We start from the raw sequence: 23,211 nt of genomic DNA, 5'->3' as shown, positions 1-23,211 counted from the left end.
CGCCGTACAAGTGCCTCGACCGCCGATCGGATCGGCGGGCTGCAGCTTATGTCAAAGGCCATTGTCAGCAATCATGAGAGTGGGGTGATTGGATGTCACTTCGGCGTTCGCTAGTCTCCAAAGAAGGGCGCTTTCGGCGAAGCTGCCAATCTCCCCCCCTTGGGGGCCCACGAGGGGGAGATGTCCGGCAGGACAGAGAGGGGTGCTGTCCCGCCGGCGTGACTAATTGTTCTCACGCAAATAGCTAGCCAGTGCCACCGCATTGTTGTGCGCCTCGTCATGGGCGCCGTAGAGCAGCGTCACCTTGCCTTCACGGAGCAAGGCGCGCAGTTCCGCCACCGCCTCGCCGTTCCGTTCGAGCTCATCGCGGTATCGCCGCTGGAACTCCGCCCAGCGCGCCGGCTCATGGCCGAACCATTTGCGCAACGCGTCGCTTGGCGCGATGTCCTTTAGCCAGGCCGTCAGCGCCGCGTCCTGCTTGGCGATGCCGCGCGGCCATATGCGATCGACGAGCACCCGCTGCCCGTCATCGGGCGCCGGCGGCTCATAGATGCGCTTGACCGCGAGCTCCATTGCCAACTCCGCATGGGCCAGCAGGCGCCGATGCTTGCTGGCCTTCGCTTAGCGATCCCGGGCCTAAACCCACTCGCCCTTGCGCATCACCGGCACGCGGCTGCCGTCCTTGTGGATGCCGTCTATGTCGATCTTGTCGGAGCCGATCATCCAGTCGATGTGGATGAAACTCTTGTTGCCGCCGCGCGCCGCGATCTCGTCCTGGCTGAGCGAGGCGCCGTCGACGAAGCACTTCGAGTAGCACTGGCCGAGCGCAATGTGGCAGGCGGCGTTCTCGTCGAACAGCGTGTTGAAAAACAGCAGCCCGCTCTTGGCGATCGGCGAGGAATGCGGCACCAGCGCCACCTCGCCGAGACGGCGCGAGCCTTCGTCGGTGTCCAGCACCTTTTGCAGCACATCCTCGCCCTTCGTGGCCTTGGCCTCGACAATGCGCCCCGCCTCGAAACGCACCGCAATGCCGTCGATCAGCGTGCCCTGGTAGGACAGCGGCTTGGTGCTGGTGACATGACCCTCGACGCGCCTTGCATGCGGCGTGGTGAAAACCTCTTCGGTCGGGATGTTGGGGTTGCAGGTGATGCCGTTCTTGGCGGTCGAGGCACCACCCATCCACTCGTGGCCTTCGGCCAGTCCGACGGTCAGGTCGGTGCCGGGGCCGGTGAAATGCAGTGCGTGGAAATTGTGGCCGTTCAGCCATTCGGTGCGGCTCTTCAACGCCGCATTGTGCGCCGTCCAGTTGCCGATCGGGTCTTCGACGTCCACCCGCGAGGCCGCAAAGATGGCGTCGGCTAGCTTGGCCACGGCGACGTCTTCGGCGTCGTCCGGGAAAACCTGCTTGGCCCAGGCCTGATCGGGATAGGCGACGATGTTCCAGTTGATATCGAAGCCGGTGATCTTCTCCAGCGCCGGCTGGTAAGCCATCGAATTCGCCTTGTTGGCACGCGCCACCTTTGCCGGGTCCTGAGAAGAAAGCAGCGACGGATCCTCGCCGCGCACGGCAAGCCTCGCCGCATTATTGGCGAAGGCTTTTGCCATGCCTTCAAAGAGCCAGCCGGCGGCGCGGTCGAAGCCGGCGTCGGCGCCGTAGCGGAAGCGCGCCAGCGTGATCTCGTCATCGTTGAAGATCGGCGTCACCAGGCCCGCACCTGCCTTGTAGGCGTGCTCGACGATCCGCCGCGTCAGAGGCAGCGCGGCGATAGACGAGGTCAGCACCAGATCCTGCCCCGGCTGCAATTGCAGCCCGACCTTGACGGCGACCTCCGCCAGCCTGTCGAGCTTCACCGGGTCGATGCTTGCGGAAACGCCGCGCGAATGTGTGGTCATGATCCTGCCTGCCGTGATTGGGGACTGTGTCTTACATAGACCGGCGCTACCGACCTTTCCACTCTGATGACGCCGGCAGCCCTAGGCCGTGAACTCATAAATTGGGGAAGACTGGGATCGGTGGGAAACGGACGCTCCGGACTTCCTGTACTGGGCGGCTTGGATAGGTGCCATGGTCGTCGAGGTCTGACGACCCTTATTTCAACCGCACTCAGTCGCGGTAGCGCAGCGTTTCCAGCACGAGTGCGAAAGCCGGCGAGTGTTGGCGCCGGCTTGGATAATACAGGTGATATCCCGGCCGAAGGGGGCACCAGTCCTCAAGAACACGCACCAGGCGACCCTGTTCGAGTGGGTAGGTCACCAGATCCTCGGGCAGATAGGCGAGCCCGAATCCTTCAAGGCTGGCCTGACAGATCATCGCGAGGGTGTTGAACGCGGCGTGTCCTTGAACGCGCACCTTCAACTCCCGCCCCTCCTTGCGAAACTCCCACGGTGCACAGCCGCCTGTGGGCAGTCGCAGGGGTATGCACGCATGATCGGCAAGGTCTTCAGGCGTGACCGGACGGGAGCGGCTTGCGAAGTATGAAGGCGCTACCACAACCGCCATGCGGAAGTCTGGCCCAACGCGCGCCGAGATCATGTCCTTGTCCACCTGTTCGCCAAGCCGTACACCCGCATCGAAGCGATCGGCCGCAATGTCTGCCAAGCCGTAGTCGTGGATAATCTCGACCCTGATGTCGGGATAGTCGCGCATGAGCCCGACCATGGCGGGCCAGATGATGGTCTCGCCGGCATGCTCCACCGTGGTGATCCGGACTGTGCCGGCCGGCTTGTCGCGCAGGGCGCTGAGGGCGGCAATCTCGCTTGCGATCTCATCTAACTTGGGAGCGATGCTTCGAAACAGGCGATCCCCCGCTTCGGTTAGCGAGACGCTGCGGGTCGTGCGGGTCAGCAGCCTAACGCCGAGGCGCTCTTCCATCGTCCGGATCGAATAGCTCAGAGCCGACTGCGACACGCCGAGCATGGCGGCCGCCTTGGTGAAGCTGCGCTCGCGGGCGACGGCGATGAAGGTCAGGAAGTCATCCAGGCTGTCGCGACGCATTCATCAATCCCCCTTCTAAGCTCATGCAAATTATACCATCTAATTGCATGCCGCTAAAGGAGCTAACTTCCTGACATCAAGGCCAGACGGTCAACCGGAGCAACTCTCCGCGCAATGCCTACCGTCCAACTGGCCCACTGAAGGAGAACAAAATGAAGAAGGTAATCGTGGGCGCGCTCACCGCTCTCACCATGATCGTGAGCCCGGCCGCCTTTGCTCAGGAAGCGACGGGCGCCGTCCCCCGCGCCTACATGATCGGCAGCTATGACATCAAGGATCAGGCGGTGTTTCAGCAGTACATCGAAGCCGCCTCGCCGCTCGTCACCCAGTATGGCGGCCGCGTGATCGTCTACAATCCTAATGTCACTGCCATCGAAGGAAGCTCGAGATCGGTGATCGCCATCGCCGAGTTCCCGAGCCTTGCTGACGCCAAGCGCTACTACAACTCGCCGGGATACACGGCGGCCCGGCAGTTTTTTACCAAGTCGACCGAAGGATTTCGCATCATAACCGAAGGCGCCGGCCTTCCGCAGTGACGCAGTCCGCTGGCGGATGATACCAGCATGGGGATCAGACCCTGCAGGCCATCCCGTCCAAATTCGAGGCCGAGCTGCGGCCTAGAGAACAGGAGCCCAATATGAGTGTTTGGTTTATCACTGGCGCAGGCCGGGGCCTCGGTCTGGATATCGCCAAGGCCGCGTTGGCGGCGGGCCACAAGGTGGTGGCAACCGGCCGCAACACGGAAAAGGTCGCAAGGGCCGTGGGAAAGGCCGAGAACCTCCTTATCGTCAAGCTGGACGTGACGAGCGCGGCCGACGCCGAAGCCGCTGCCCAGGCAACGCTTGACTGGTTTGGCCGCATCGACGTGCTGGTCAACAATGCGGCGAGCTTCTTTGCCGGGTACTTCGAAGAGCTGACCGTCGAACAGATGCAACTGCAGCTCAGCACCAGCCTCGTCGGTCCCATGAACGTGACGCGGGCCTTTCTGCCAGCGATGCGCAAGCAGCGGTCCGGCAGGGTCATCTCGATCTCCTCGACGGCCGGGCTGATGGGCTTCGAGTTCTGCACGGCCTATTCAGCCTCGAAGTTCGGCCTCGACGGCTGGATGGAGGCGCTGCAGACCGAAGTCGTGCCGTTCGGCATCGAGACGATGATCGTGAACCCCGGCTTCTTCCGCACCGAGCTTCTCACGGAAGAGTCGACCAACTATGCCGCGCCTTCCGTCGAGGACTACCATGAGCGGCGGACGGCGCAGATCGCTTTCTGGCGTTCTCAAAACGGCAAGCAAGGAGGTGACCCCGCCAAGCTTGCGCGCGCCCTGATCACGCTCGCGGCTGGGGACGTGCTGCCCCACCGTTTCCTTGCCGGTGCCGATGCCATTGCCACGGCAGAGCAGAAGATTGCCATTCTGCAGCAGCAGATCGATACCTATCGCGAGCTGTCGAGTTCCCTCGCCATCGACGACAACGGCCGCAACTAACGACCCCTGCGGAACGTCCGGACTTGCCGTGCTGGTGACTGAACACCATTGGCACTGCAATTCCGAGGTCAAGACTTCGTGGCTGCGGCACTCCCAAGACCACCTGTGAATTGATCAAATACGTCCGCTAAGAGGTCGATTGTCGACTGGCGGCTTTCCTATTGCAGAGGAATCTGATTCCAGACTCTGCATGAGCCGATATGACCTGACCGACTTCGAATGGCACGTGATCAAGCCACTTTTGCCCAAAAGGCCACGAGGTGTGCCGCGTGTCGATGATCGGCGCGTGCTATCACCAAAGTCCATGACGGCAAGGTGCAGATGATCGACACCTCTATTGTTCGCGTCCATCAGCAGGGCGCGACGGCAAAAAAGGGGGATCGAGATCATTGTCTCGGTCGTTCCCGAGGCGGGCTGACAACCAAAATCCATGCTCTTGTCGACGCCAAAGGCATGCCGATCAAACTGATGCTCACGGCAGGTCAGATGAGTGACATTACCTCGGCCGCGGACCTGATCACGGATTTGCCGGAGGGTGCCATGCTACTCGCCGACAAGGGCTATGATGCCGACGCCTTGCGCAATGCGGTCAGCGAGCGAAAAGCATGGGCCAACATCCCGCCCAAGGCCAACCGCAAGGACCCGATCTGCTTCAGCCCCTTCTTGTATAAGGCCCGCAACTTAGTTGAGCGCTTCTTCAACAAAGCGAAGCAATTCCGCCGCATCGCAACCCGCTACGACAAGCTGGCTGAGAACTATCTTACCGCGCTCAAACTCGTCGCAATCCGCATCTGGCTACGCGGTAATGAGTCTACGTCCTAGCTGGCCCTCTCGAGCGATCTGAACTGCGCCATCGTCGCCTCGATCTCTTCGCGCATCCAGGTCTTGAAATCCCTGACCTTGCGGCTTTCGCCCTTGCTGGCCGAAGTCACCAGCCAATAGCCGAGGCCGCTCTGCGCGCGTACGCCGAACGGCGCGACGAGCCGGCCGTCGGCCAGTGCGTCGGCGGCCAGCAACTGCCAGCCGAGCATGACGCCGTGACCGGCAATCGCCGATTCCAGGCACAGCATCGGATCGGTGAAGCGCGCGCCCTTCATGAAGGTGACCGGCTCCACCCCCGCCGCTTCGAACCAGCTCCCCCAGCTGATCATCGATCTTTCGTCGGTGATCGCACAGGTCAAAGCAAGGTCCTCGATCGATTTCAGCTTGCTGGCGATCACCGGTGCACAGACCGGAAACACCTCCTGCGCCAGCAGCAATTCTGCCCGCCCGCCCGGCCATTTGCCGTCGCCGAGCCGGATGGCGACGTCGATGTCCGAGCGATCGAGATCGGCAAGCCGCACCGAGGCATCGATGCGCAGGAGCACGTTCGGATGGCGGGCGAAATGCCGCGACAGCCGCGGCAGCAGCCATTTCGAGGCGAAAGCCGGCGCCACCGAAACCACCAGCGTGCACTCCGAGCTTTCATCGGCAAGCGCTACCGCCTGTGCGAGCTCGCGGAAGCCTGCGCTGAGCCGCGCGGTAAAGACGGTGCCGAATTCCGTCGCCACCAGGCCAGCTGGCGTTCGTTCGAACAGCGCCCGGCCGAGCTGCTTTTCGGTCCGGTTGATCTGCTGGCTGACGGCGCTGACCGAGACGTTGAGCTCGCCGGCCGCCGCCGCGAGCGAGCCCAGGCGGGCGACGGCTTCGACGGCGCGCAAGCCGTTGAGATGGACACGGTTCAGCATAGCCATACAGTTTTTCTAAACTCGTACGGCTTAAATCTCAATTGCCAGACGCTGCCGAATGCCGGATTTTAGGTGGGTTACTCAGAGTGAGGAGGCAAATCCGATGAAGATTTTATCATGGCTCGGCGCCTTTTCCCCAATCGGAATGCAGCCACACCGGCATGACAGCGAGGCCACCAACTGGGTGACCGATCCGCTGTCGCATCCGGTGCTCGACACCATGTCGGAGCGCGAACTCGCCGACATGCCGTTCAGGCTGACTGCGGGTCGTACTCACTTTGAGACGGCCCCGCCAAGGACCTGCTGCGGCTAAACAAGGACTTGCTGGCACTTCAGGCGAGCCAGCCGCCGACGCGGCCGCGAACACTTCTGGCCCAATAAAAGGCGGATTGTCTCACTGGCAGGCGCACCTATGGTGCACCGCGATGAACATCGCTTCGCCCTTGCGTCTGGCAATCGCCGGCATGATCGCCCTGGCCGTCGCCATGGGCATCGGCCGCTTCGTCTATACGCCGATCCTGCCCGGAATGATGGAAGAGCTCGGCCTGTCGCCGGCCGATGCCGGCTGGATCGCATCGGCCAATTATCTCGGCTACCTCGTCGGCGCGCTTGCCGCCACCGGCGGCTGGGCGCAAGGCCGCGAGCGCCAGCTGATGCTGGCCGGCCTCGCCGCCACTGCGATCCTCGCCGGCCTGATGGGCCTGACCGGCACGATGCCCGTCTTTCTCCTCATCCGCTTTCTTGCCGGCCTCGCCAGCGCCTTCGTATTGGTCTTCATGACCAGCATCGTTTTTGGTCATCTCGCCGCAGCCGGGCGAAACGACCTGCAGGCGCTGTATTTCGGCGGAGTCGGCCTCGGCATCGCGGCGTCTTCGGCGCTGTTGGCAGTCCTCGTCACCGAACATGCCGGCTGGGCTGCGGGCTGGCTGTGGTCGGCGGTGATTTCAGCCTGCGGCTTTGCCGCCGTCGCCTTGCTGGCCGGCGGCACCTCGGCCGCGAACAGCACCACCGGGAGCGAGCCGGCACTGCCGAAAGACCGGTCGCTGGTGAAGATCATCGTCGCCTACGGCCTGTTCGGCTTCGGCTACATCGTCACGGCAACGTTCCTGGTCGCCATCGTCCGCCAGGGCGGCGGCGGCCGCGTCTTCGAGGCGGTGGTCTGGATGGTCACCGGCCTTGCCGGTTTCCCCTCGGTCTGGCTGTGGCAGAAGCTTACGGCCAGGATCGGGCTCTATGCCACATACGCGCTGGGGTGCCTGGTCGAGGTGGTCGGCGTCAGCGCCAGCGTCGCCATGGGCGGGCGCACCGGGCCGCTGCTCGGCGGCCTTCTTGTCGGCGGCACCTTCATCGCCATCACCGCGCTTGGCCTGCAGGCCGGCAGGCAGCTTGCTCCGCAAGCACCACGCCGGATGCTGGCGGTAATGACGGCCGCCTTCGGCCTTGGCCAGATCATCGGCCCGATCGTCGCCGGGCTGCTTGCGCAGGCCTCCGGTAACTTTTTCCTTGCCTCGATCGTGGCCGCCGCCGTCCTGCTCGCTTCCGGTACGATCGCCTGGTCGGCTGCGCCAAAATCGCCATGATTATGGTCTTGCTCGGTTGCGGGCATCGGGCACGGGCATTTTCTTTCCCACTAATGTGTGACTTTATGCCCGCTGAACCCCGCTGATTTGCGCATCGACCGAGGATTTCGCCACAGTGTTCGTATCGTTTTTTCCGCAGCCGAAGCTGTTCTTCAGTTCGGTCGCCGTCTGGAGCCTCGCGGCCGTTCTGTTTTGGTTTTTTGGAGGAGAGCAACTTGGAGCAGTGTTTGGACTGCCCCCGATGGCCGCCGGCGTCGACAAGATCATTGGCGTGTCGCTCTTTTGGTCGAAGCCATTTCTCTGGTTCTATATATATTTTGCGGCTGTCGTCCTCATCTTCTACGGCTTTTGGGCCTGGTACCGACCTCATCCATGGCGGAATTGGTCGATCCTTGGCACCTCACTGATTCTCTTTGTGATCTATTACCAGGTGCAGGTAAATGTCGCCTTCAATGACTGGTATGGCCCTTTCTACGATCTTATTCAGAAGGCTTTAGGCACACCGTACTCTACGACGCCGTGGGACTTCTATATCCAACTGCTGACAATCATGTGGATTGCGCTTCTGGCTGTGACCGTTGGCGCCCTCAACCGGTTTTTTGTAAGTCATTGGATATTTCGTTGGCGCACCGCAATGAACGAATACTACATGACCAACTGGGAAAGATTGAGGCGCATCGAAGGTGCGTCCCAGCGTGTTCAAGAAGACACGATGCGCTTCTCCAGCACGATGGAGGATCTGGGCGTAAGCTTAGTCGGGTCCATCATGACACTGATAGCGTTCCTTCCCGTGCTGCTGCATCTCTCTGAAAACGTCACGGAACTGCCGATTGTCGGCACGGTGCCTTACTCCCTGGTCGTTGTAGCAATCCTTTGGTCGGCCTTCGGAACTACTTTCTTAGCTGCGGTAGGAATCAAACTGCCGGGTCTCGAATTCCGCACCCAACGTGTCGAGGCAGCCTACCGCAAAGAATTGGTCTATGGTGAGGACGATGCAGATCGCGCCCAACCGCCAACTGTCGCTGACCTTTTTAGAAGCGTAAGAAGCATCTATTTTCGTAAATATTTCCACTACTTATATTTTAACGTCGCTAGAATATTCTATCTACAGATCGACAATATATTTCCATATATTGTTCTTGTTCCTACGATGGTCGCGGGAAAGATCAAGCTCGGCGCTCTGAACCAGATTCTCAACTCCTTTGAGCAGGTCCGATCTTCATTTCAGTATCTGGTCAATGCCTGGCCGACGGTCGTGGAACTGATCTCGATCTACAAGCGCCTGCGCGCCTTCGAGGCGACGCTCGAGGGCGAGCCACTGCCCGAAATCGACCAGCGTTATCTCGAACGTGAGCAAGCCGGCTTGCGCCCTGAGGATCAGCCGGTAAGCTAAAAAGTATCGGGCGGCGATCACTTGCGGCTCAGCCGCCCACCGCCGCCTGCCTTTCGCCTCGCCGCGAAACATAATCGCGAAAGCTGATGCACTCGACGTCCGCTTTGACGCAGACCTCGCCGGCAAAGCCTTCCAGCGCGTTCCAGTAGGCGCCGTCATTCATCAGCGTGAAATGGAAGCCGAGCTCAAGCGGAATGCGCTTGCCCTGGTATTGCGCATCGAAGGCGGCGCGGAACGCGTGATAGGTCCGGTCAGCGAACTCTTCTGCCATGCTCGGCCGCTCGAAGCCGCCGGAATGTCTGACATAGAGATTGTAGTCCATGGCGATCACCCGCCTTGAGCTCGGCCCTTCCGGGATCTGCGGCAGCGAAAAGCGCGTGATGCCGTTGACGGTCGGCGGCTCGACCGGCCCGCGCGAAACGCCGCTTGCGTCGAGCAGGAAACCGGCCGCGGGCAGCGCCTCGTAAAGCGCCTTGTTTGCCGACAGATAAGGCGCGCGAAACCCGACCACCGATTTGCGGGCGAAATCGCGCCAGCCCTTCGGTTCAGCAGCAATGCCGTTGATCGAATAGGCGTTTTCGAGAACATGCCTGAAGGCGCCAAATTCGCTCAGCCAGTCGGCCTTGCTCCAGTCCTTGCCGTCGAAATGGCCGCAGCCATGGCTGCCGATGTCGTGGCCTTCCGAGGCCGCAAGGTTGATCTGCTCGAGCCGCTCGGCAACTTCCTGTTTGGAGGCGGCAAAGCCGATATTCGATTTGCCTTCTGTCTTGCCGGGTGCGGTGTATTCCTTGCGTGTCTCGGGCGACAGCAGGAACACGCAGGAGACAAAATAGGTGAAATGCGCACCCGTGCGCGCGGCCAGCGCCCGGCTGCGCTGCCACTGCGAAATGTCGCGGGCGCTGTCGAATGAGATGATGACGATCTGCTTCGGTTTTGCCGGCGGCGCCGGCGGGTCGGCAAAAGCCGCGCTGGCAGCAAATGCGGAAAACGCAACAACGCGGGACAAACGGGGCAAAGGCATCTGACCGGGTCAAGGAATGTAGAAGCGACGCCTACCGGTGAAATATGGCACGGGTACGATCGACCTGTCGGCCGCCGTTGGCGGCGACTGCCTCGTGAATAGGCGATTTTCCTGCCGAACCCCTTCCATGCCGGCAAAATTTCGCTAAAACGCGGGCTCATCAACCGCCCCGCCCGGGGCATGAATGGTTTTGATCATGTCGGACGACAGTTTTATCCGCGAAGTCAACGAAGAGATTCGTCGCGATCAGGCGCATGCGCTGTGGGACCGTTTCGGTCCCGCCTTGCTCGTGCTGGCCGTGCTGGTGGTGCTCGGCACTGCTGCCGTCGTCGGCTACCGCTATTGGGACGAGACCCGCGCCAACCGCTCGGGCGATGCTTTTTCGCAGGCGCTCAAGCTCGCCAATGACGGCAAGAACGACGAGGCGCTTGCCGCGCTGGAGGGGCTGGAGAAGGACGGCTACGGCGCCTATCCGCTGCTCGCCCGCATGCGTGCGGCAACCGTCAAGGCGGACAAGGGCGACGTCGATGCCGCCGTCAAGGATTTCGACGAGGTCGCCGCCGACACCAAGATTCCCTCCGGCATTCGCGACATGGCGCGCCTCAGGGCAGCGCTGCTTCTGGTCGACCATGGCTCTTTCGCCGATGTCTCCAGCCGCGTCGAGGCGCTTACCGCCGACACCAACACGCTGCGCCATACGGCGCGCGAAGCACTTGGCCTTGCCGCCTGGAAGGAAGGCAAGGCGGCGGATGCATTGAAGCTGTTCGACCAGATCGCCGCCGATGACGGCGCCCCGCGCAACACGCGCGAGCGGGCGACGTTGATGTCGGAGCTGATCCGCGGCTCGGGCGGTGTATCGTAACAACGGATGACTTTCAAAGTCGCCATCATCGGCCGGCCTAACGTCGGCAAATCGACCCTTTTCAACCGGCTGGTGGGAAGGAAGCTGGCGCTTGTCGACGATACGCCGGGCGTCACCCGCGATCGACGCGTCCATGCCGCAAAACTCTACGATCTGCATTTCGACGTCATCGATACCGCCGGCTTCGAGGATGCGGCCGCCTCGACGCTGCCCGGCCGCATGCGCGCGCAGACCGAGATCGCCATCCGCGAGGCCGACCTGATCTTTTTCACGATCGATGCCAAGTCCGGGCTGATGCCCGACGACAAGACCTTCGCCGAGATCGTGCGCAAATCCGGCAAGCCGGTTGTCGTCGTCGCCAACAAGGCCGAGGCGCGCGGCGCCCAGGGCGGCATGCTGGAGGCCTGGGAGCTCGGCCTTGGCGAGCCGATCCCGGTCTCGGCCGAACACGGCCAGGGCCTGCCCGATCTGCGCGATGCGGTGATCGCGGCACTGGGCGAGGCGCGCGCCTTCGGTGAGGACGAAGAGGCCGGTGAGGAGGAGGTCGCCGCCAGCGAGGTGCTGATCGGCGAAGACATCACCGACCCGGACGCAGAGCCGAGCTATGACGACACCAAGCCGATGCGCATCGCCGTCGTCGGCCGTCCCAACGCCGGCAAGTCGACGCTGATCAACGCGCTGATCGGCGAGGAACGGCTGTTGACCGGCCCCGAGGCCGGCATCACCCGCGATTCCATCTCGGTCGACTGGGACTGGCATGGCCGCCGCTTAAAACTGTTCGACACCGCCGGCATGCGCCGCAAGGCCAGGATCCACGAAAAGCTCGAAGTGATGTCGGTGCAGGACGGCTTGCGCGCCATCCGCTTTGCCGAGATCGTCATCATCGTGCTCGACGCGACTATTCCCTTCGAGAAGCAGGATCTGCAGATCGCCGACCTGATCATCCGCGAGGGCCGTGCCCCGGTGATCGCCTTCAACAAATGGGACCTTATCGACCATCCCCAGGAGTTGCTGGCCGAGCTGCGCGAAAAAACCGAGCGGCTGTTGCCGCAGGCGCGCGGCATGCAGGCGGTGCCGGTCTCGGCCGAGACCGGGCGTGGCCTCGACAAGCTGATGGATGCTGTCATCAGGACGCATCGCGTTTGGAACAGCCGCGTGTCGACCGGCAAGCTCAACCGCTGGCTGGAAGGCATCCTGGCGCATCACCCGCCGCCCGCCGTCGCCGGACGCCGGCTGAAGATCAAATATGTCACGCAGGCCAAGACGCGGCCGCCGGGCTTCGTCGTCTCCTGCTCACGGCCCGACGCGATGCCGCAATCCTATGTCCGCTATCTCTCGAACAGCCTGCGCGAGGCTTTCGACATGCCCGGCGTGCCGATCCGCATCGCCTTGCGCACCTCGGACAACCCATTCGCCAGCAAGGCAAAGAAGCGCCGCTGAGCGCCACTTCTCCTCTACGCCACGTTGCGCAGGACAGGCGCTGTTTGCGTCTGCGGCAACGCTTCCAGCGCCGCCTGCAGCAGGATGTCGCCAAGCCGCGCCGCCACCGGGTCGGGCTCGGCCTCCTTGCGATGCAGGAACAGCGCCATCTTGGGCAAAGCGGGCAGCCCGGCGATCCCCGGCGTCATCGCCCTGACGGTGGCCGGCAGGCCGATATCGGTGCGGATCGTCAGTCCGAGCCCGGCGGCGACGGCTGCCCAGATACCGCCAAGGCTCGGGCTGGAGAAGGCCATCCGCCATGCCAGACCAGCGCGGTCCAGGGTTTCGGTCGCCACGCTGCGGAGCAGGCACGGCGCTTCGAGCGCCACCAGCGGCAAAGGCTCGCCATCGCGCAGGCTGGTCTCGATCTGTTTTGCCGGGCCGATCCAGCGCATCTGGACGTCGGCGACATGCCGGCTGTAGGGCAGCGTCGCGCCATTGTGCCAGGTAAGCGCGATATCGAGGCTGCCCGAAATGATCCGTTCGGCAAGCTCGTGGCTGCGTGCGATCCTGGCTTCGATCTTGACCTTGGGATGGGCGCGGGCGAAGCGCCCGAGCACCTCCGGCAGGACCGCCTCGCCGAAATCCTCCTGCAATCCAAGCCGCACCCAGCCCTCCAGCTCGACGTCGTGGATGGCGGACGCGGCCTCGTCGTTGAGCTCGATCAGCCTGCGCGCATAGCCCAGCATGGTCTCGCCTGCCTCGGTCAGCGCCAGGCTGCGCCCCGACTTGCGGAAGATCGGCGTCGCCGCCTGCTCCTCCAGTTTCTTCAATTGTGCGCTGATTGACGAGGTCGAGCGGCCGAGCCGGTCGGCGGCCTTGGCGAAGCTGCCCAACTCCATACCGGTGACGAAGCTGCGCAGGACGTCGAGATCGAATGTCACGCGTCGCATGGCAATAATCCTGATATTTGGGACATTACGTCAAAAACTTCCTGATATTCAGGACGAAGCTATGGCGATAGAGACAGCGCGTCAAGACCGAACGCAACCAGCCCATGCAGGAGCTGAACCATGTCTGCTGTCGCCACAGGACCAGATTGCAAACCGCTTCGCCCAGGCGCCGTTGCCGCCCCGTCGGAAGCGGCGGCACTTCGAGCCAATCATCGCTGGAAGGTGCTGGGCATCGGCGTCGCCGCCAATGCCTGCTTTTCCGCGACCTTCTCCGGCATTCCGGCGACGGCGGTGTTCCTGCGCTCGGGCTATCATCTCTCCAATGGCGAACTCGGCATGGCGCTTGGTCTTCTCGGCCTGGGCGTAGCGCTGAGCGAATTGCCGTGGGGACTGCTGACCGATCGCTGGGGCGACCGCCGCGTGCTGCTGACCGGGCTCGGCGCAACCGCGGTTTGGCTGCTTGTCATGGCCGCGCTGATCGTGCCGTCACCGGCCCACATTCCTGGCATCGCGCTTCTCGCCGCTGCCCTGCTGGTCACCGGATTGCTCGGCGGCAGCGTCAACGGCTCCAGTGGCCGCGCCATCATGGCCTGGTTCGGCGAAGGCGAGCGCGGCTTTGCCATGAGCATCAGGCAGACGGCGGTGCCGCTTGGCGGCGGGCTTGGCGCGCTCGTGCTGCCGTCGCTCGCTTCGGCCCATGGCTTCACGGCGGTCTTCGGACTTCTGGCGGCTGCGTCCGCCGTCTCGACCTCTCTCGCCTGGCGCTGGCTGCATCAGCCACCGGTGCATGACGATGCCAATTCGAGCAGCACGGCAAGGCCGGCCGGCCCGCCGCCGCTGCGCAACCCGGCCGTCTGGCGCATCGCAACAGCCATCGGCCTGCTGTGCTTTCCGCAGGTGGCGGTGCTCACCTTTGCTTCCGTCTTCCTGCATGATTTCGCCGGCATGGGAACAGCCGTGATCAGCGCCAGCCTCGCTGCCGTGCAGGTCGGCGCCATGGTCATGCGCGTCTGGAGCGGCCGCTACACCGACCGTCACGGCAACCGCCGGTCGTTTCTGCGTCTGTGCAGCCTGTTGAGCCTGATCGCCTTCACCGTGCTTGCGGCACTCGTCTTGTTGGCCGCCCAATTCTTGTCAGGCCAGGTGCCGATGCTGTCGCCGGCGATCGTCGCGATGCTGGTCGTGGCCGGCATTTGCGTCTCCTCCTGGCATGGCGTCGCCTACACCGAGCTTGCGACGCTGGCCGGCGCGAGCCAGGCCGGAACCGCGCTCGGCCTTGCCAACAGTCTGGTCTTCATTGCCTTCTTCCTGGTGCCGATCGCCATTCCCGGACTTCTCGTGCTCTGCTCGTGGGCAGGCGTCTGGCTGGGTGCGGCTATTTGCGCACTGATCGCCTGGCCGATCTTTCTTCCGTCAAGCGATGGCCGCAAAAGCGCCTGACTTCGACATGAGATGGGAAAACAACGTTCTAAGCTGTTAACGCCCCATCAAGGTTAATGCATCATTGTAGCTCTCCAGTGGGGTCCGTTGCGTTTCTGGAGAGTTCCGTGCATCGACGTGTTTTGACGCGGCTTGTCGCCGCCGCCGGTGACAAAAAACGTTCCTTCCTGTCTCCGTTTATTATTGGCCTTGGCATCTGGATCGGCTTTCCGACGGTCGCTGCCTATCAGGACATGACAAGCCTGGTCTCCGGCCTTGAGGCGCCGAGCGTCCGCTGGAACGCCTATGTCGAGAAGTCCGTCGCCGGCTCCGTTCACGCCGCCGAAATGCCCTTCCTCGATTCCAGCAGCACCGGCTCGCTCTCCGGCTCCGGCGTCCAACTGCCCGGCATCGGCTCCGTCTCGTTTCGCGGCAAGGGCGGCATCGCCGGCACGACGCCGGACGAGAACCGTATCACGCGTGCCGACAAGAAGGGCCGCATCATCCAGGTCTCGCCCGTCTCGCCGCCGAAGAACTTCAACGCCGGCTCGATCTTCGAGCGCACCTCCTCACTGCTCCGCCCAAGCATGGACAGCGGCCTGAGGATGGCTTTCGCCAAGCCCGAGATCAAAGGCAAGGAAATCCAGATCGCCGCCGCCTTCCACACGCGCGTCGACAAGAAGCCGGATCCCGGCGTGCCGGCGATGCTTGCCGCGCTGGTCAACAACGATCATCCCGACGTGCTGGCGACCGCCTATGCCTCGTCGGCTCCCGACTATGCCAAGGCATCGCCTTTCGAGGCCTTGCTGCAGGACGAGGACCCGAACGATGGCCGCTTCATTCCACCGCTGAGCAAGGGCGATCATTCTTGGATGCAGACGCCGCTGCCGGCGAGCGTCTTTTCCAAACCGGAGCAGGCCTGTCTCGCCAACGGCATCTATTTCGAGGCGCGCGGCGAATCCGTGCGCGGCCAGGCCGCCGTCGCCCAGGTCATCCTCAACCGCGTCCGCAACCCGGCCTATCCGAACTCGATCTGCGGCGTCGTCTACCAGAACGACAACTGGTTCAACCGCTGCCAGTTTTCCTTCGCCTGCGACGGCAGGAAGAAGCGCATCGACAATCCCGCCGCCTACAAGACCGCCCAGGATGTCGCCATGGCCGTCACAGCCGGCAAGATATTCATTCCGGAAGTCGGCTCGTCGACCCATTATTACGCCAACTACGTCCATCCGGGCTGGGCGAGGACGATGAAGAAAACGACCAGGATCGGCCTGCATATCTTCTACCGCACCTATGGCGGCGGCTGGAGCTGAGTGCTCGGGCAGCCCTTGCATCTTTCGCGGGAGAGCGGCCGATCGAAGACCCGTCGTGGTGGGGATTCGGCCGCAGCCCGCCAGAGACCGCGTCGGGCACGATGTCGCACCCAAGCAAGTAGCTGATTTATAACGAAAAAATACTTGAGCTTGAACGTCCGCTCGTGGCTTGACGGGCGCGGACCCTCTAACTATGTTGCCGGCGACTTTAAGAAGCGGACGGACGGTGACGGTCTGACCGGGCAGGGGGGTTGCGTGGCCGACAAGAATGGGCCGGACGGAACCGGAAAAACCGGCCGCGGCAAGCAGCATGAAGCCGACATCCGCGACGACGATCTTGAGCGCCGTCGGCGCGACCTTGAAGCATCGCTTGCGACAAGGCGGCCGGACCGGCTCGAGGGGAAAGACGACGCGAAAGCGGGCAGTGTGGCCGGGTACGGCCAGGCGCTCAAGCTGTCCAGCGAGTTCATCGCCGGGATAGTGGTCGGCGCGGCTCTCGGCTGGTTTATCGATCGCGTGGCGGGGACATCGCCATGGGGTCTGATAGTCGGGCTGTTGCTGGGTTTTGGCGCCGGCGTGCTCAATGTCCTGCGTTCAGCCGGGCTTGTGTCGGAATTCGGAACGGGCGACAAACCGCGCGATCCGAAAGAATGAATTGAGGCGCCGCATGCCGGCGCATTGAACAGGATACTCAAGCCGTCTGCGGCTTCGATGGGGATTTAAAGTGGCTGCTGACAAGGTCGATCCGATCCACCAGTTCCAGATTCAGCCGATCATTCCGATTCACATCGGCGGCTACGACCTGTCTTTCACCAATTCGGCTCTGTTTATGCTTGCGACGGTTGCTGTTGCATCGGCGTTTCTCTACCTCAGCACGTCGAGCCGCAGCCTCGTTCCCGGCCGCCTTCAGTCGGTCTCGGAAATGGCCTATGAATTTGTCGGCAATATGCTGAGGGACGCCGCGGGCACGCAAGGCATGAAGTTCTTCCCCTTCGTGTTCTCGCTGTTCATGTTCGTGCTTGTCGCCAACCTGCTTGGCCTGTTCCCATATTTCTTCACCATCACCAGCCACATCATCGTCACCTTCGGCCTCGCTGCGCTGGTGATCGGAACGGTCGTCGTCTACGGCTTCACCAAGCACGGCTTTGGCTTCCTGAAGCTGTTCGTCCCGCATGGCGTGCCGGTCTACCTGCTGCCGCTGGTGGTGCTGATCGAGGTGATTTCCTTCGTCTCGCGTCCGGTCAGCCTCTCGGTTCGTCTGTTCGCCAACATGCTTGCCGGTCACATCACGCTGAAAGTGTTCTCGGGCTTTGTCGTCAGCCTGAGCGCGCTCGGCGCGGTCGGCGTGGCGGGCTCGGTTCTGCCGCTGGCGATGGCCGTGGCGCTGACGGCGCTGGAGCTGCTGGTCGCGTTCCTGCAGGCCTACGTCTTTGCCGTGCTGACTTGCATGTATCTCAACGACGCCCTGCATCCCGGGCACTAACAAGGTTTCCGGCATTGCCGCCGGATCGAATTTGCAACGGAATTTTAGATCCAAAGGAGTTGAACAAATGGACGCAGAAGCAGCAAAGTACATCGGCGCCGGCATCGCATGCCTCGGCATGGGCGGCGCGGGCATTGGCCTCGGCAACATATTCGGCAGCTATCTGGCGGGCGCGCTGCGCAACCCGTCGGCCGCCGACGGCCAGTTCGGCCGCCTGATTTTCGGCTTCGCCGTGACCGAAGCGCTGGGTATTTTCTCGCTTCTCATCGCGCTTCTCGCCCTGTTCGGCTGAATACTTGTTCGGCTGAACATTGGGAAGAATTGAACAGGCCGGCCGCGATCCTGCGGCGGGTCTGAATTTCGGGGATAGTCCATGTTCGTGACATCTGCCTTTGCGCAAGAGTCCGCGCCCGCCGCAACGGAAGGCGAAACGCACGCCGCCACCGGCGTGCCTGCCGAGGCGCACGGCACGTTCCCGCCATTCAATCCGGCGACGTACCCGTCACAGCTGCTGTGGCTGGCAATCACTTTCGGGCTGTTCTACCTCTTCTTGAAGCGGGTAGTGATGCCGCGCGTCGGCGGCATCATCGACGTGCGCAACGACCGCATCACGCAGGATCTCGATCATGCTGCCCGGCTGAAAGGCGAGGCCGATGCCGCCGTTGCCGCCTATGAGCAGGAATTGGCGGAAGCCAAGGGCAAGGCCAATGCGATCGGCCAGCAGGCCAACGATGCGGCCAAGGCGGAAGCCGAGGCTGCCCGCAAGACGATCGAGGCAGCGCTTGACCAGAAGCTTGGCGAGGCCGAGGCGCGCATATCTTCCATCAAGGCCAATGCCATGAAGGAAGTCGGCACGATCGCCGAGGACACCGCTTCGGCCATCGTCGAGGCGCTGGTCGGCGGCAAGGCCAGCAAGGCCGAGATCGCGGCCGCGGTCAAATCCGTGGCCGGGTGAGGAGCGCATCATGGACGCCACATCTCTCGCGACGCTTTGGGCAACCGTTGCCCTCATAATCTTCCTCGGCATTGCCATCTACATCAAGGTGCCGGGCATGATCGCCAAGGCGCTCGATGCCCGTGCCGACAAGATCAGCAGCGAACTCGAGGAAGCGCGCCGGTTGCGCGAAGAGGCCCAGCAGTTGCTCGGCCAATATCAGCGCAAGCGCAAGGAAGCCGAGCAGGAGGCCGCGGCCATCGTCGCCGCCGCCAAGCGCGAAGCCGACATGCTCGCCGCCGAGGCGCACAAGAAGACCGAGGATTATGTCGCCCGGCGTACCGCCTTGGCAGAGCAGAAGATCGGCCAGGCCGAGCGCGAGGCGATCGGCGAAGTGCGCGCCAGCGCCGTCGACATCGCGGTCGAAGCCGCGCGCGCGCTGCTGGCCGGCAAGATCGACGCCAAGGCCGGCGCCGACCTTTTCAACGCCTCGCTGCAGGATTTGAAGTCGAAGCTGAATTAAGCGACGTCGTCGAGAAATTCATCCAAGGCCGCCTGGGAAACCTGGCGGCTTTTTTGTTAGCGAAAGCGGCTGAGCGCAAATCTCCCCCCTCGAGGGGGAGATGTCGCCGAAGGCGACAGAGGGGGGTCAGTACGTCCTGGCGCGACGCCATGTGGGACGAAAGAGAAGGTTGGCGCTTCACGCGAGGCGACCCCCTCTGGCCTGCCGGCCATCTCCCCCTCGAGGGGGGAGATTACGCCTAGCCGCTTTCGCTCAATCCAGGCCCGAAAGGCCCTCTTCCTCCAGCACCTCGGTGCCGCCGAACCGGAACGGCGCGAAGGAGGCGCGGTGCAGCCGTGCCACTGGCCCGTGCAGATCGATCGCCGTGCGATGGCGCACTGTGGCGTAGCCCATATGCAACTCGAAGCCGTAATGCGCATGATGGCTGCCGCAGCCGCACATCATGCGGTCGCGCATCACCTTGGCGACGATCGAGGCTGCGGCGATCGACTGCGAGCGCTGGTCGCCCTTGATCAGCGCTCGGCCCTCGCAGGGCAGGCCGGGCGGCACGTCGCGGCCGTCGGCCAGCGCCAGCTTCGGCCGGATTGACAGGCCTGCTACGGCACGGCGCATCGCCTCCAGGCTGGCCTTGAGGATGTTGGAGGCATCGATGCCTTCGGCGCTGACCGAGGCCATCGATACGGCAAGTGCGGAGCCGAGGATTTTCAGGAACAGCGCCTCACGCTGCAAATGCGTCAGCCGCTTGGAATCATCGAGGCCGTCGGGGATGTTGGCGGGATCGAGCACCACCGCTGCAGCCACCACCGGCCCGGCGAGCGGGCCGCGGCCGGCCTCGTCCATCCCCGCCACCGGCCACAGGCCTTCGGCCATCGCCTTCGTCTCGAACGAGAAGTCGGGTTTCTCGACGATTTCGAAGAGAAGCGGAGAATCGGAACGCGGGCGAGCCATGGTGCGGCGAGGTTCGCATCGGCTCCGATTCTCCGCAAGTCCCTCCGGGTCGGGCGGGGCACCGGACCAGGAGGGGGCTACCGTCTGCAAGCCCGGGGACAGGACAGGCCGGACGGGATTTTTCGCCTGTTGCCGGCCGCTTCAAGCGGCTGGCACGAGACGCTTTGTCACAGCAGCATCAGCTGCTCGGTTGCCTTGGCGGCGGGGACGAACCGGTCGGTCCTCAGCGAGCGCCGCTCGGCATTGAGGCCGAGCCGTTTGGCGGCGATCTCGAAACGGCGGCCGATCTGCCAGGCATAAGGGCCGGAGCCTTTCATGCGCTTGCCCCATTCCGAATCGTAGTCCTTGCCGTCGCGCATCGAACGGATCAGCGACATGACGTGGCGATAGCGGTCGGGATAGTGGCGCAGCAGCCAGTCCTTGAAGATCGGCGCGACCTCCAGCGGCAGGCGCAGCAGCACATAGCCCGCTTCACGCGCGCCCGCTGCCTGCGCCGAATCGAGGATGCGCTCCATTTCCGGGTCGGTCAGTCCGGGGATGATCGGTGCGACCATCACCGAGGCCGGAATGCCGGCGTCCGAAAGCTGCCTGATCGCCTCCAGCCGCTTGGTCGGCGTCGACGCGCGCGGCTCCATCGTTCTGGCCAGCATCCTGTCCAATGTCGTCACCGACAGTGCCACCTTGGCCAGCCCGCGTTCGGCCATGCGTGACAGAATGTCGATGTCGCGTGTCACCAGCGCTGACTTGGTGACGATGCCGACCGGATGCCCACGCGCCTCCAGCACTTCGAGGATCTCGCGCATGATCCGGTATTGCTTCTCGATCGGCTGGTAGGGATCGGTGTTGGTGCCGATGGCGATGGTGCGCGGCTGGTAATTATCCCTGGACAATTCCTTGTCGAGCAGCCGCGCCGCATCCGGCTTAGCAAACAGCTTCGATTCGAAATCCAGCCCCGGCGACAGGCCCATGAAGCTGTGCGTCGGCCGCGCGAAGCAATAGACGCAGCCATGTTCGCAGCCGCGATAGGGATTGATCGAGCGGTCGAAGGAGATGTCGGGCGATTCGTTGCGGGTGATGATGGTGCGCGGCTTCTCGACCTGTACCTCGGTCTTGAACGGTGGCAGCTCCTCCAGCGAGTTCCAGCCGTCGTCGAACACATGCCGGCTGACCGGCTCGAAACGGCCGGACGGATTGATGCCCGCCGACCTGCCGCGATTGCGGTCCGGACGGACGCGCATGCCGCTCTGCTCGATCATCGCATTCGCCATCTCGGCCCTGCCAGCGCCGAAGGCTGCAATGTCGGCACGCACGATCTGTTCCATTTTGGCCCTTTCCCAGGGACTGTCCGCCCGCTGTCGAATCGCTCTGCTCATGAATGTATTCCTATCGCATTGAGTGGAACAAAGCAAGAACTTTCTGATGGCGCGCCGCAAAAACTGGCGCTGCCCACCGCTTTCCGCTATTCGGCTAAACATGCTCAGCGTCCTGATCGAAACCCTGAATGACGAGGAGGGCCTCGCCCGCACGCTCGCCTCGCTGATCGGCGGTGCGGTCGAAGGCGTGGTGCGCGACGTTCTCGTCTGCGACACCGGCTCGACCGATCAGACGCACCGCGTCGCCGAACATGCCGGCTGCCACTATGTCAGCGGCGGCATCGCCGCCGGCATCAGGCAGGCCAAGGGCGACTGGCTGCTCTTGCTGGAACCGGGCGCGCGGCTGGGGGAGGGCTGGATCGACGAGGTCGTCGCCCATACTGCTAGGCAAACCATGGCGGCGCGATTTTCGCGGGCACGCGGCAGCCGCGCGCCGTTCCTGTCGCGGGTCTTTGCCGGAAATCGCGCCCTCGCCGAAGGCTTGGTGATCAGCAAGCGTCAGGCCGCTGCGCTGTCGAAGGGCGCCCGCAGCGCCGAAGCCATCGCCCGCGGCCTGGCGACAAGAAGGCTCCACGCCGAGATCTGGGTGGCGCCGCGGAAGTGACGGCTTACCATCCCGGCCTAGGGAACGCCGCCCAAGCAAATTTTCTGGCGGGTTGTCGTTTATTGTGCATTGCACAAAATCTGGCCGGGGGTTACCATTCCCAGCGATACGGGCGAATGGGTTTGGGGTGTGCCGGAGCGGCGGTGACGACTATCGTCGATGCTGTTCCCTCGACATTTGAGGACCCCGATGACCCTTTCAAGCCCTGACAAGTCCGGCGCTGCAAGCCTCGAGGCGATCGCACGCAACGGCGGTACGCTGCGCCGCATCGCCGCCCGCATCCCGACCTATCTTTCCGACCTTCGCGAGAATCCGGCATGGCTGCCGATGTTCATGCTGGCCCGCACCATGCCGGCGCGGCGGCTGCACTGGCGCGGTGCGAAGCCGGTTCGGCCGGCGCGCAATGTCGGTGAAACGATGTTCGCCGGCGTCGATCGCGATGCCGTCGTCGGCGCGCTGCGGACGGAGGGGCTCTATTCGGGCCTGATGCTGCCGGCCGCCATCCATGAGGAGATCGCCCGCTTCGCCGAGCACACGCCATGCTTCGGCAATTTCGACCGCCGGCTGGAATTCCTGCCCGAAAAACACGCCGATGCAGAAAAGCATTTCGGCCGCCCGCTGCTCAGCGGCCACTATTTCGAGCGGGTCCTCGACTGCAACGCTGCGGTCGCCGTGCAGCGCGATCCGCTACTCCTCGACATCGCAGCGCACTATCTCGGCAGCCAGGCCAAGCTGATCACCACCCGCGTCTGGTGGAGCTTTCCGACCGGTGGCGTCTCGGACGCCGACAAGAACATGGCTTCGCTCGGCAAATACCATTTCGACCTCGACGACTGGCGCATGCTGAAGTTCTTTTTCTACCTGGTGCCGGTCGACAACGACACCGGGCCGCATGTCTATGTCCGCGGCTCCCACAACCGCCGCATCCTGAAGCATCAGCTGACGCTTCTGGTCGGCCATTCGGCGGAAGAGGTGCTGGGCGTCTATGGCGAGCAGAGCCCGGTCACGCTGACCGGGCAGGCCGGTCTCGGCTTTGTCGAGGATCCGTTCGGCTTCCATATGGGTACCGTGCCGACGCGCACGCCACGACTGATGATGGAAGTCGGCTTCGGCGTCTCGCCGCCGTCGCGCCGGCGGTTTCACGGCGAGCCGGTCATTCGCTGAGGCGGGATCGCCCGGCTGAT

General features: G+C 63.3%; 24 protein-coding genes and 1 pseudogene. 17 read left to right on the top strand and 8 right to left on the bottom strand.

What is annotated here, in order from left to right:
- Positions 1 to 222 precede the first annotated feature (222 nt).
- From NKI01_RS27700 to NKI01_RS27690, 3 genes are all read right to left on the bottom strand, one after another.
- On the bottom strand, positions 223 to 579 hold the full coding sequence (locus NKI01_RS27700; RefSeq protein ID WP_023716841.1) for a DUF488 domain-containing protein: 357 nt from the start codon (positions 577 to 579) through the stop codon (positions 223 to 225).
- 57 nt (positions 580 to 636) lie between these two features.
- Positions 637 to 1,893 carry an aminopeptidase gene (locus tag NKI01_RS27695; RefSeq protein WP_352484077.1) on the bottom strand — a complete coding sequence of 419 codons (1,257 nt, stop codon included), beginning with the start codon at positions 1,891 to 1,893 and terminating at the stop codon, positions 637 to 639.
- A gap of 211 nt (positions 1,894 to 2,104) precedes the next feature.
- Positions 2,105 to 2,995 (bottom strand): LysR family transcriptional regulator, encoded by an 891-nt coding sequence (locus tag NKI01_RS27690; RefSeq protein ID WP_352484076.1) that lies wholly within the window; start codon positions 2,993 to 2,995, stop codon positions 2,105 to 2,107.
- Between the two features lie 152 nt (positions 2,996 to 3,147).
- Here NKI01_RS27690 and NKI01_RS27685 point away from each other — a divergent pair, with 152 nt between their 5' ends.
- The 3 genes and pseudogenes from NKI01_RS27685 (at position 3,148) to NKI01_RS27675 (ending at position 5,297) form a co-directional block, all read left to right on the top strand.
- Positions 3,148 to 3,531: a DUF1330 domain-containing protein gene (locus tag NKI01_RS27685; protein ID WP_352484075.1), complete on the top strand. Its 384-nt coding sequence runs from the start codon at positions 3,148 to 3,150 to the stop codon at positions 3,529 to 3,531.
- Positions 3,532 to 3,632: 101 nt separating this feature from the next.
- On the top strand, positions 3,633 to 4,475 hold the full coding sequence (locus NKI01_RS27680) for an SDR family oxidoreductase (RefSeq protein WP_352484074.1): 843 nt from the start codon (positions 3,633 to 3,635) through the stop codon (positions 4,473 to 4,475).
- Positions 4,476 to 4,665: 190 nt separating this feature from the next.
- Positions 4,666 to 5,297, top strand: a pseudogene (locus NKI01_RS27675) (IS5 family transposase).
- On the opposite strand, the gene NKI01_RS27670 reads toward NKI01_RS27675, so the two are convergent.
- Positions 5,294 to 6,208, bottom strand: a complete 915-nt coding sequence (locus NKI01_RS27670) for a LysR substrate-binding domain-containing protein (protein ID WP_352496673.1) — start codon at positions 6,206 to 6,208, stop codon at positions 5,294 to 5,296. The pseudogene NKI01_RS27675 and the gene NKI01_RS27670 sit on opposite strands and share 4 nt — an antisense overlap.
- Before the next feature lie 97 nt (positions 6,209 to 6,305).
- Here NKI01_RS27670 and NKI01_RS27665 point away from each other — a divergent pair, with 97 nt between their 5' ends.
- The 3 genes from NKI01_RS27665 to sbmA all read left to right on the top strand — a co-directional run bounded on the left by NKI01_RS27665 (position 6,306) and on the right by sbmA (position 9,175).
- A complete protein-coding gene (locus tag NKI01_RS27665; protein ID WP_352496674.1) occupies positions 6,306 to 6,515 on the top strand; it encodes a hypothetical protein in 210 nt (69 codons plus the stop codon).
- A 112-nt stretch (positions 6,516 to 6,627) separates the two neighbouring features.
- A complete protein-coding gene (locus tag NKI01_RS27660) occupies positions 6,628 to 7,782 on the top strand; it encodes a YbfB/YjiJ family MFS transporter (protein ID WP_352496675.1) in 1,155 nt (384 codons plus the stop codon).
- A gap of 115 nt (positions 7,783 to 7,897) precedes the next feature.
- Positions 7,898 to 9,175 carry a peptide antibiotic transporter SbmA gene (gene sbmA / locus NKI01_RS27655; protein ID WP_352496676.1) on the top strand — a complete coding sequence of 426 codons (1,278 nt, stop codon included), beginning with the start codon at positions 7,898 to 7,900 and terminating at the stop codon, positions 9,173 to 9,175.
- Between the two features lie 28 nt (positions 9,176 to 9,203).
- Here sbmA and NKI01_RS27650 read toward each other — a convergent pair whose 3' ends face one another.
- Complete coding sequence (locus NKI01_RS27650; protein ID WP_352496680.1) at positions 9,204 to 10,190, bottom strand: polysaccharide deacetylase family protein; 987 nt, start codon at positions 10,188 to 10,190, stop codon at positions 9,204 to 9,206.
- A 202-nt stretch (positions 10,191 to 10,392) separates the two neighbouring features.
- Here NKI01_RS27650 and NKI01_RS27645 point away from each other — a divergent pair, with 202 nt between their 5' ends.
- Both NKI01_RS27645 and der read left to right on the top strand, forming a co-directional pair.
- Positions 10,393 to 11,058: a tetratricopeptide repeat protein gene (locus NKI01_RS27645; protein WP_352484127.1), complete on the top strand. Its 666-nt coding sequence runs from the start codon at positions 10,393 to 10,395 to the stop codon at positions 11,056 to 11,058.
- Positions 11,059 to 11,064: 6 nt separating this feature from the next.
- Positions 11,065 to 12,498 carry a ribosome biogenesis GTPase Der gene (gene der / locus NKI01_RS27640; protein WP_352496677.1) on the top strand — a complete coding sequence of 478 codons (1,434 nt, stop codon included), beginning with the start codon at positions 11,065 to 11,067 and terminating at the stop codon, positions 12,496 to 12,498.
- A gap of 14 nt (positions 12,499 to 12,512) precedes the next feature.
- On the opposite strand, the gene NKI01_RS27635 is transcribed toward der, so the two are convergent.
- The gene (locus tag NKI01_RS27635) at positions 12,513 to 13,430 is read right to left on the bottom strand and encodes a LysR substrate-binding domain-containing protein (protein WP_352965353.1); all 918 of its coding nucleotides are present in this window, start codon (positions 13,428 to 13,430) and stop codon (positions 12,513 to 12,515) included.
- A gap of 120 nt (positions 13,431 to 13,550) precedes the next feature.
- Between NKI01_RS27635 and NKI01_RS27630 the strand changes: the two genes are divergently transcribed.
- From NKI01_RS27630 to NKI01_RS27600, 7 genes are all read left to right on the top strand, one after another.
- Positions 13,551 to 14,870, top strand: a complete 1,320-nt coding sequence (locus NKI01_RS27630) for an MFS transporter (protein WP_352885500.1) — start codon at positions 13,551 to 13,553, stop codon at positions 14,868 to 14,870.
- Positions 14,871 to 14,977: 107 nt separating this feature from the next.
- A complete protein-coding gene (locus NKI01_RS27625; RefSeq protein ID WP_352496679.1) occupies positions 14,978 to 16,162 on the top strand; it encodes a cell wall hydrolase in 1,185 nt (394 codons plus the stop codon).
- Between the two features lie 255 nt (positions 16,163 to 16,417).
- Positions 16,418 to 16,816, top strand: coding sequence for an AtpZ/AtpI family protein (locus NKI01_RS27620; RefSeq protein WP_023716852.1), 399 nt, complete (start codon positions 16,418 to 16,420; stop codon positions 16,814 to 16,816).
- Between the two features lie 70 nt (positions 16,817 to 16,886).
- Positions 16,887 to 17,645 (top strand): F0F1 ATP synthase subunit A, encoded by a 759-nt coding sequence (locus NKI01_RS27615; protein WP_023716853.1) that lies wholly within the window; start codon positions 16,887 to 16,889, stop codon positions 17,643 to 17,645.
- 67 nt (positions 17,646 to 17,712) lie between these two features.
- A complete protein-coding gene (locus tag NKI01_RS27610) occupies positions 17,713 to 17,937 on the top strand; it encodes a F0F1 ATP synthase subunit C (RefSeq protein WP_006206606.1) in 225 nt (74 codons plus the stop codon).
- An 81-nt stretch (positions 17,938 to 18,018) separates the two neighbouring features.
- Positions 18,019 to 18,600 carry a F0F1 ATP synthase subunit B gene (locus NKI01_RS27605; RefSeq protein WP_023716854.1) on the top strand — a complete coding sequence of 194 codons (582 nt, stop codon included), beginning with the start codon at positions 18,019 to 18,021 and terminating at the stop codon, positions 18,598 to 18,600.
- A gap of 10 nt (positions 18,601 to 18,610) precedes the next feature.
- Positions 18,611 to 19,102 (top strand): F0F1 ATP synthase subunit B, encoded by a 492-nt coding sequence (locus NKI01_RS27600; protein ID WP_023716855.1) that lies wholly within the window; start codon positions 18,611 to 18,613, stop codon positions 19,100 to 19,102.
- Positions 19,103 to 19,354: 252 nt separating this feature from the next.
- On the opposite strand, the gene rnhB is transcribed toward NKI01_RS27600, so the two are convergent.
- Together rnhB and NKI01_RS27590 are read right to left on the bottom strand one after the other, a co-directional pair.
- Positions 19,355 to 20,050 carry a ribonuclease HII gene (rnhB, locus tag NKI01_RS27595; RefSeq protein WP_352588973.1) on the bottom strand — a complete coding sequence of 232 codons (696 nt, stop codon included), beginning with the start codon at positions 20,048 to 20,050 and terminating at the stop codon, positions 19,355 to 19,357.
- Between the two features lie 167 nt (positions 20,051 to 20,217).
- Positions 20,218 to 21,372: a PA0069 family radical SAM protein gene (locus NKI01_RS27590; RefSeq protein ID WP_023716857.1), complete on the bottom strand. Its 1,155-nt coding sequence runs from the start codon at positions 21,370 to 21,372 to the stop codon at positions 20,218 to 20,220.
- Between the two features lie 151 nt (positions 21,373 to 21,523).
- Here NKI01_RS27590 and NKI01_RS27585 point away from each other — a divergent pair, with 151 nt between their 5' ends.
- Positions 21,524 to 22,027 carry a glycosyltransferase gene (locus NKI01_RS27585; RefSeq protein ID WP_352789925.1) on the top strand — a complete coding sequence of 168 codons (504 nt, stop codon included), beginning with the start codon at positions 21,524 to 21,526 and terminating at the stop codon, positions 22,025 to 22,027.
- A 189-nt stretch (positions 22,028 to 22,216) separates the two neighbouring features.
- A complete protein-coding gene (locus NKI01_RS27580; protein ID WP_352965351.1) occupies positions 22,217 to 23,191 on the top strand; it encodes a phytanoyl-CoA dioxygenase family protein in 975 nt (324 codons plus the stop codon).
- The last annotated feature ends 20 nt before the right edge of the window (positions 23,192 to 23,211 follow it).

This window comes from Mesorhizobium sp. M0815 (assembly GCF_040319995.1).
Taxonomy (GTDB): domain Bacteria; phylum Pseudomonadota; class Alphaproteobacteria; order Rhizobiales; family Rhizobiaceae; genus Mesorhizobium.
Note: the sequence above shows the minus strand (reverse complement) of the source record. Positions and strands in the feature narration are given on the sequence as shown.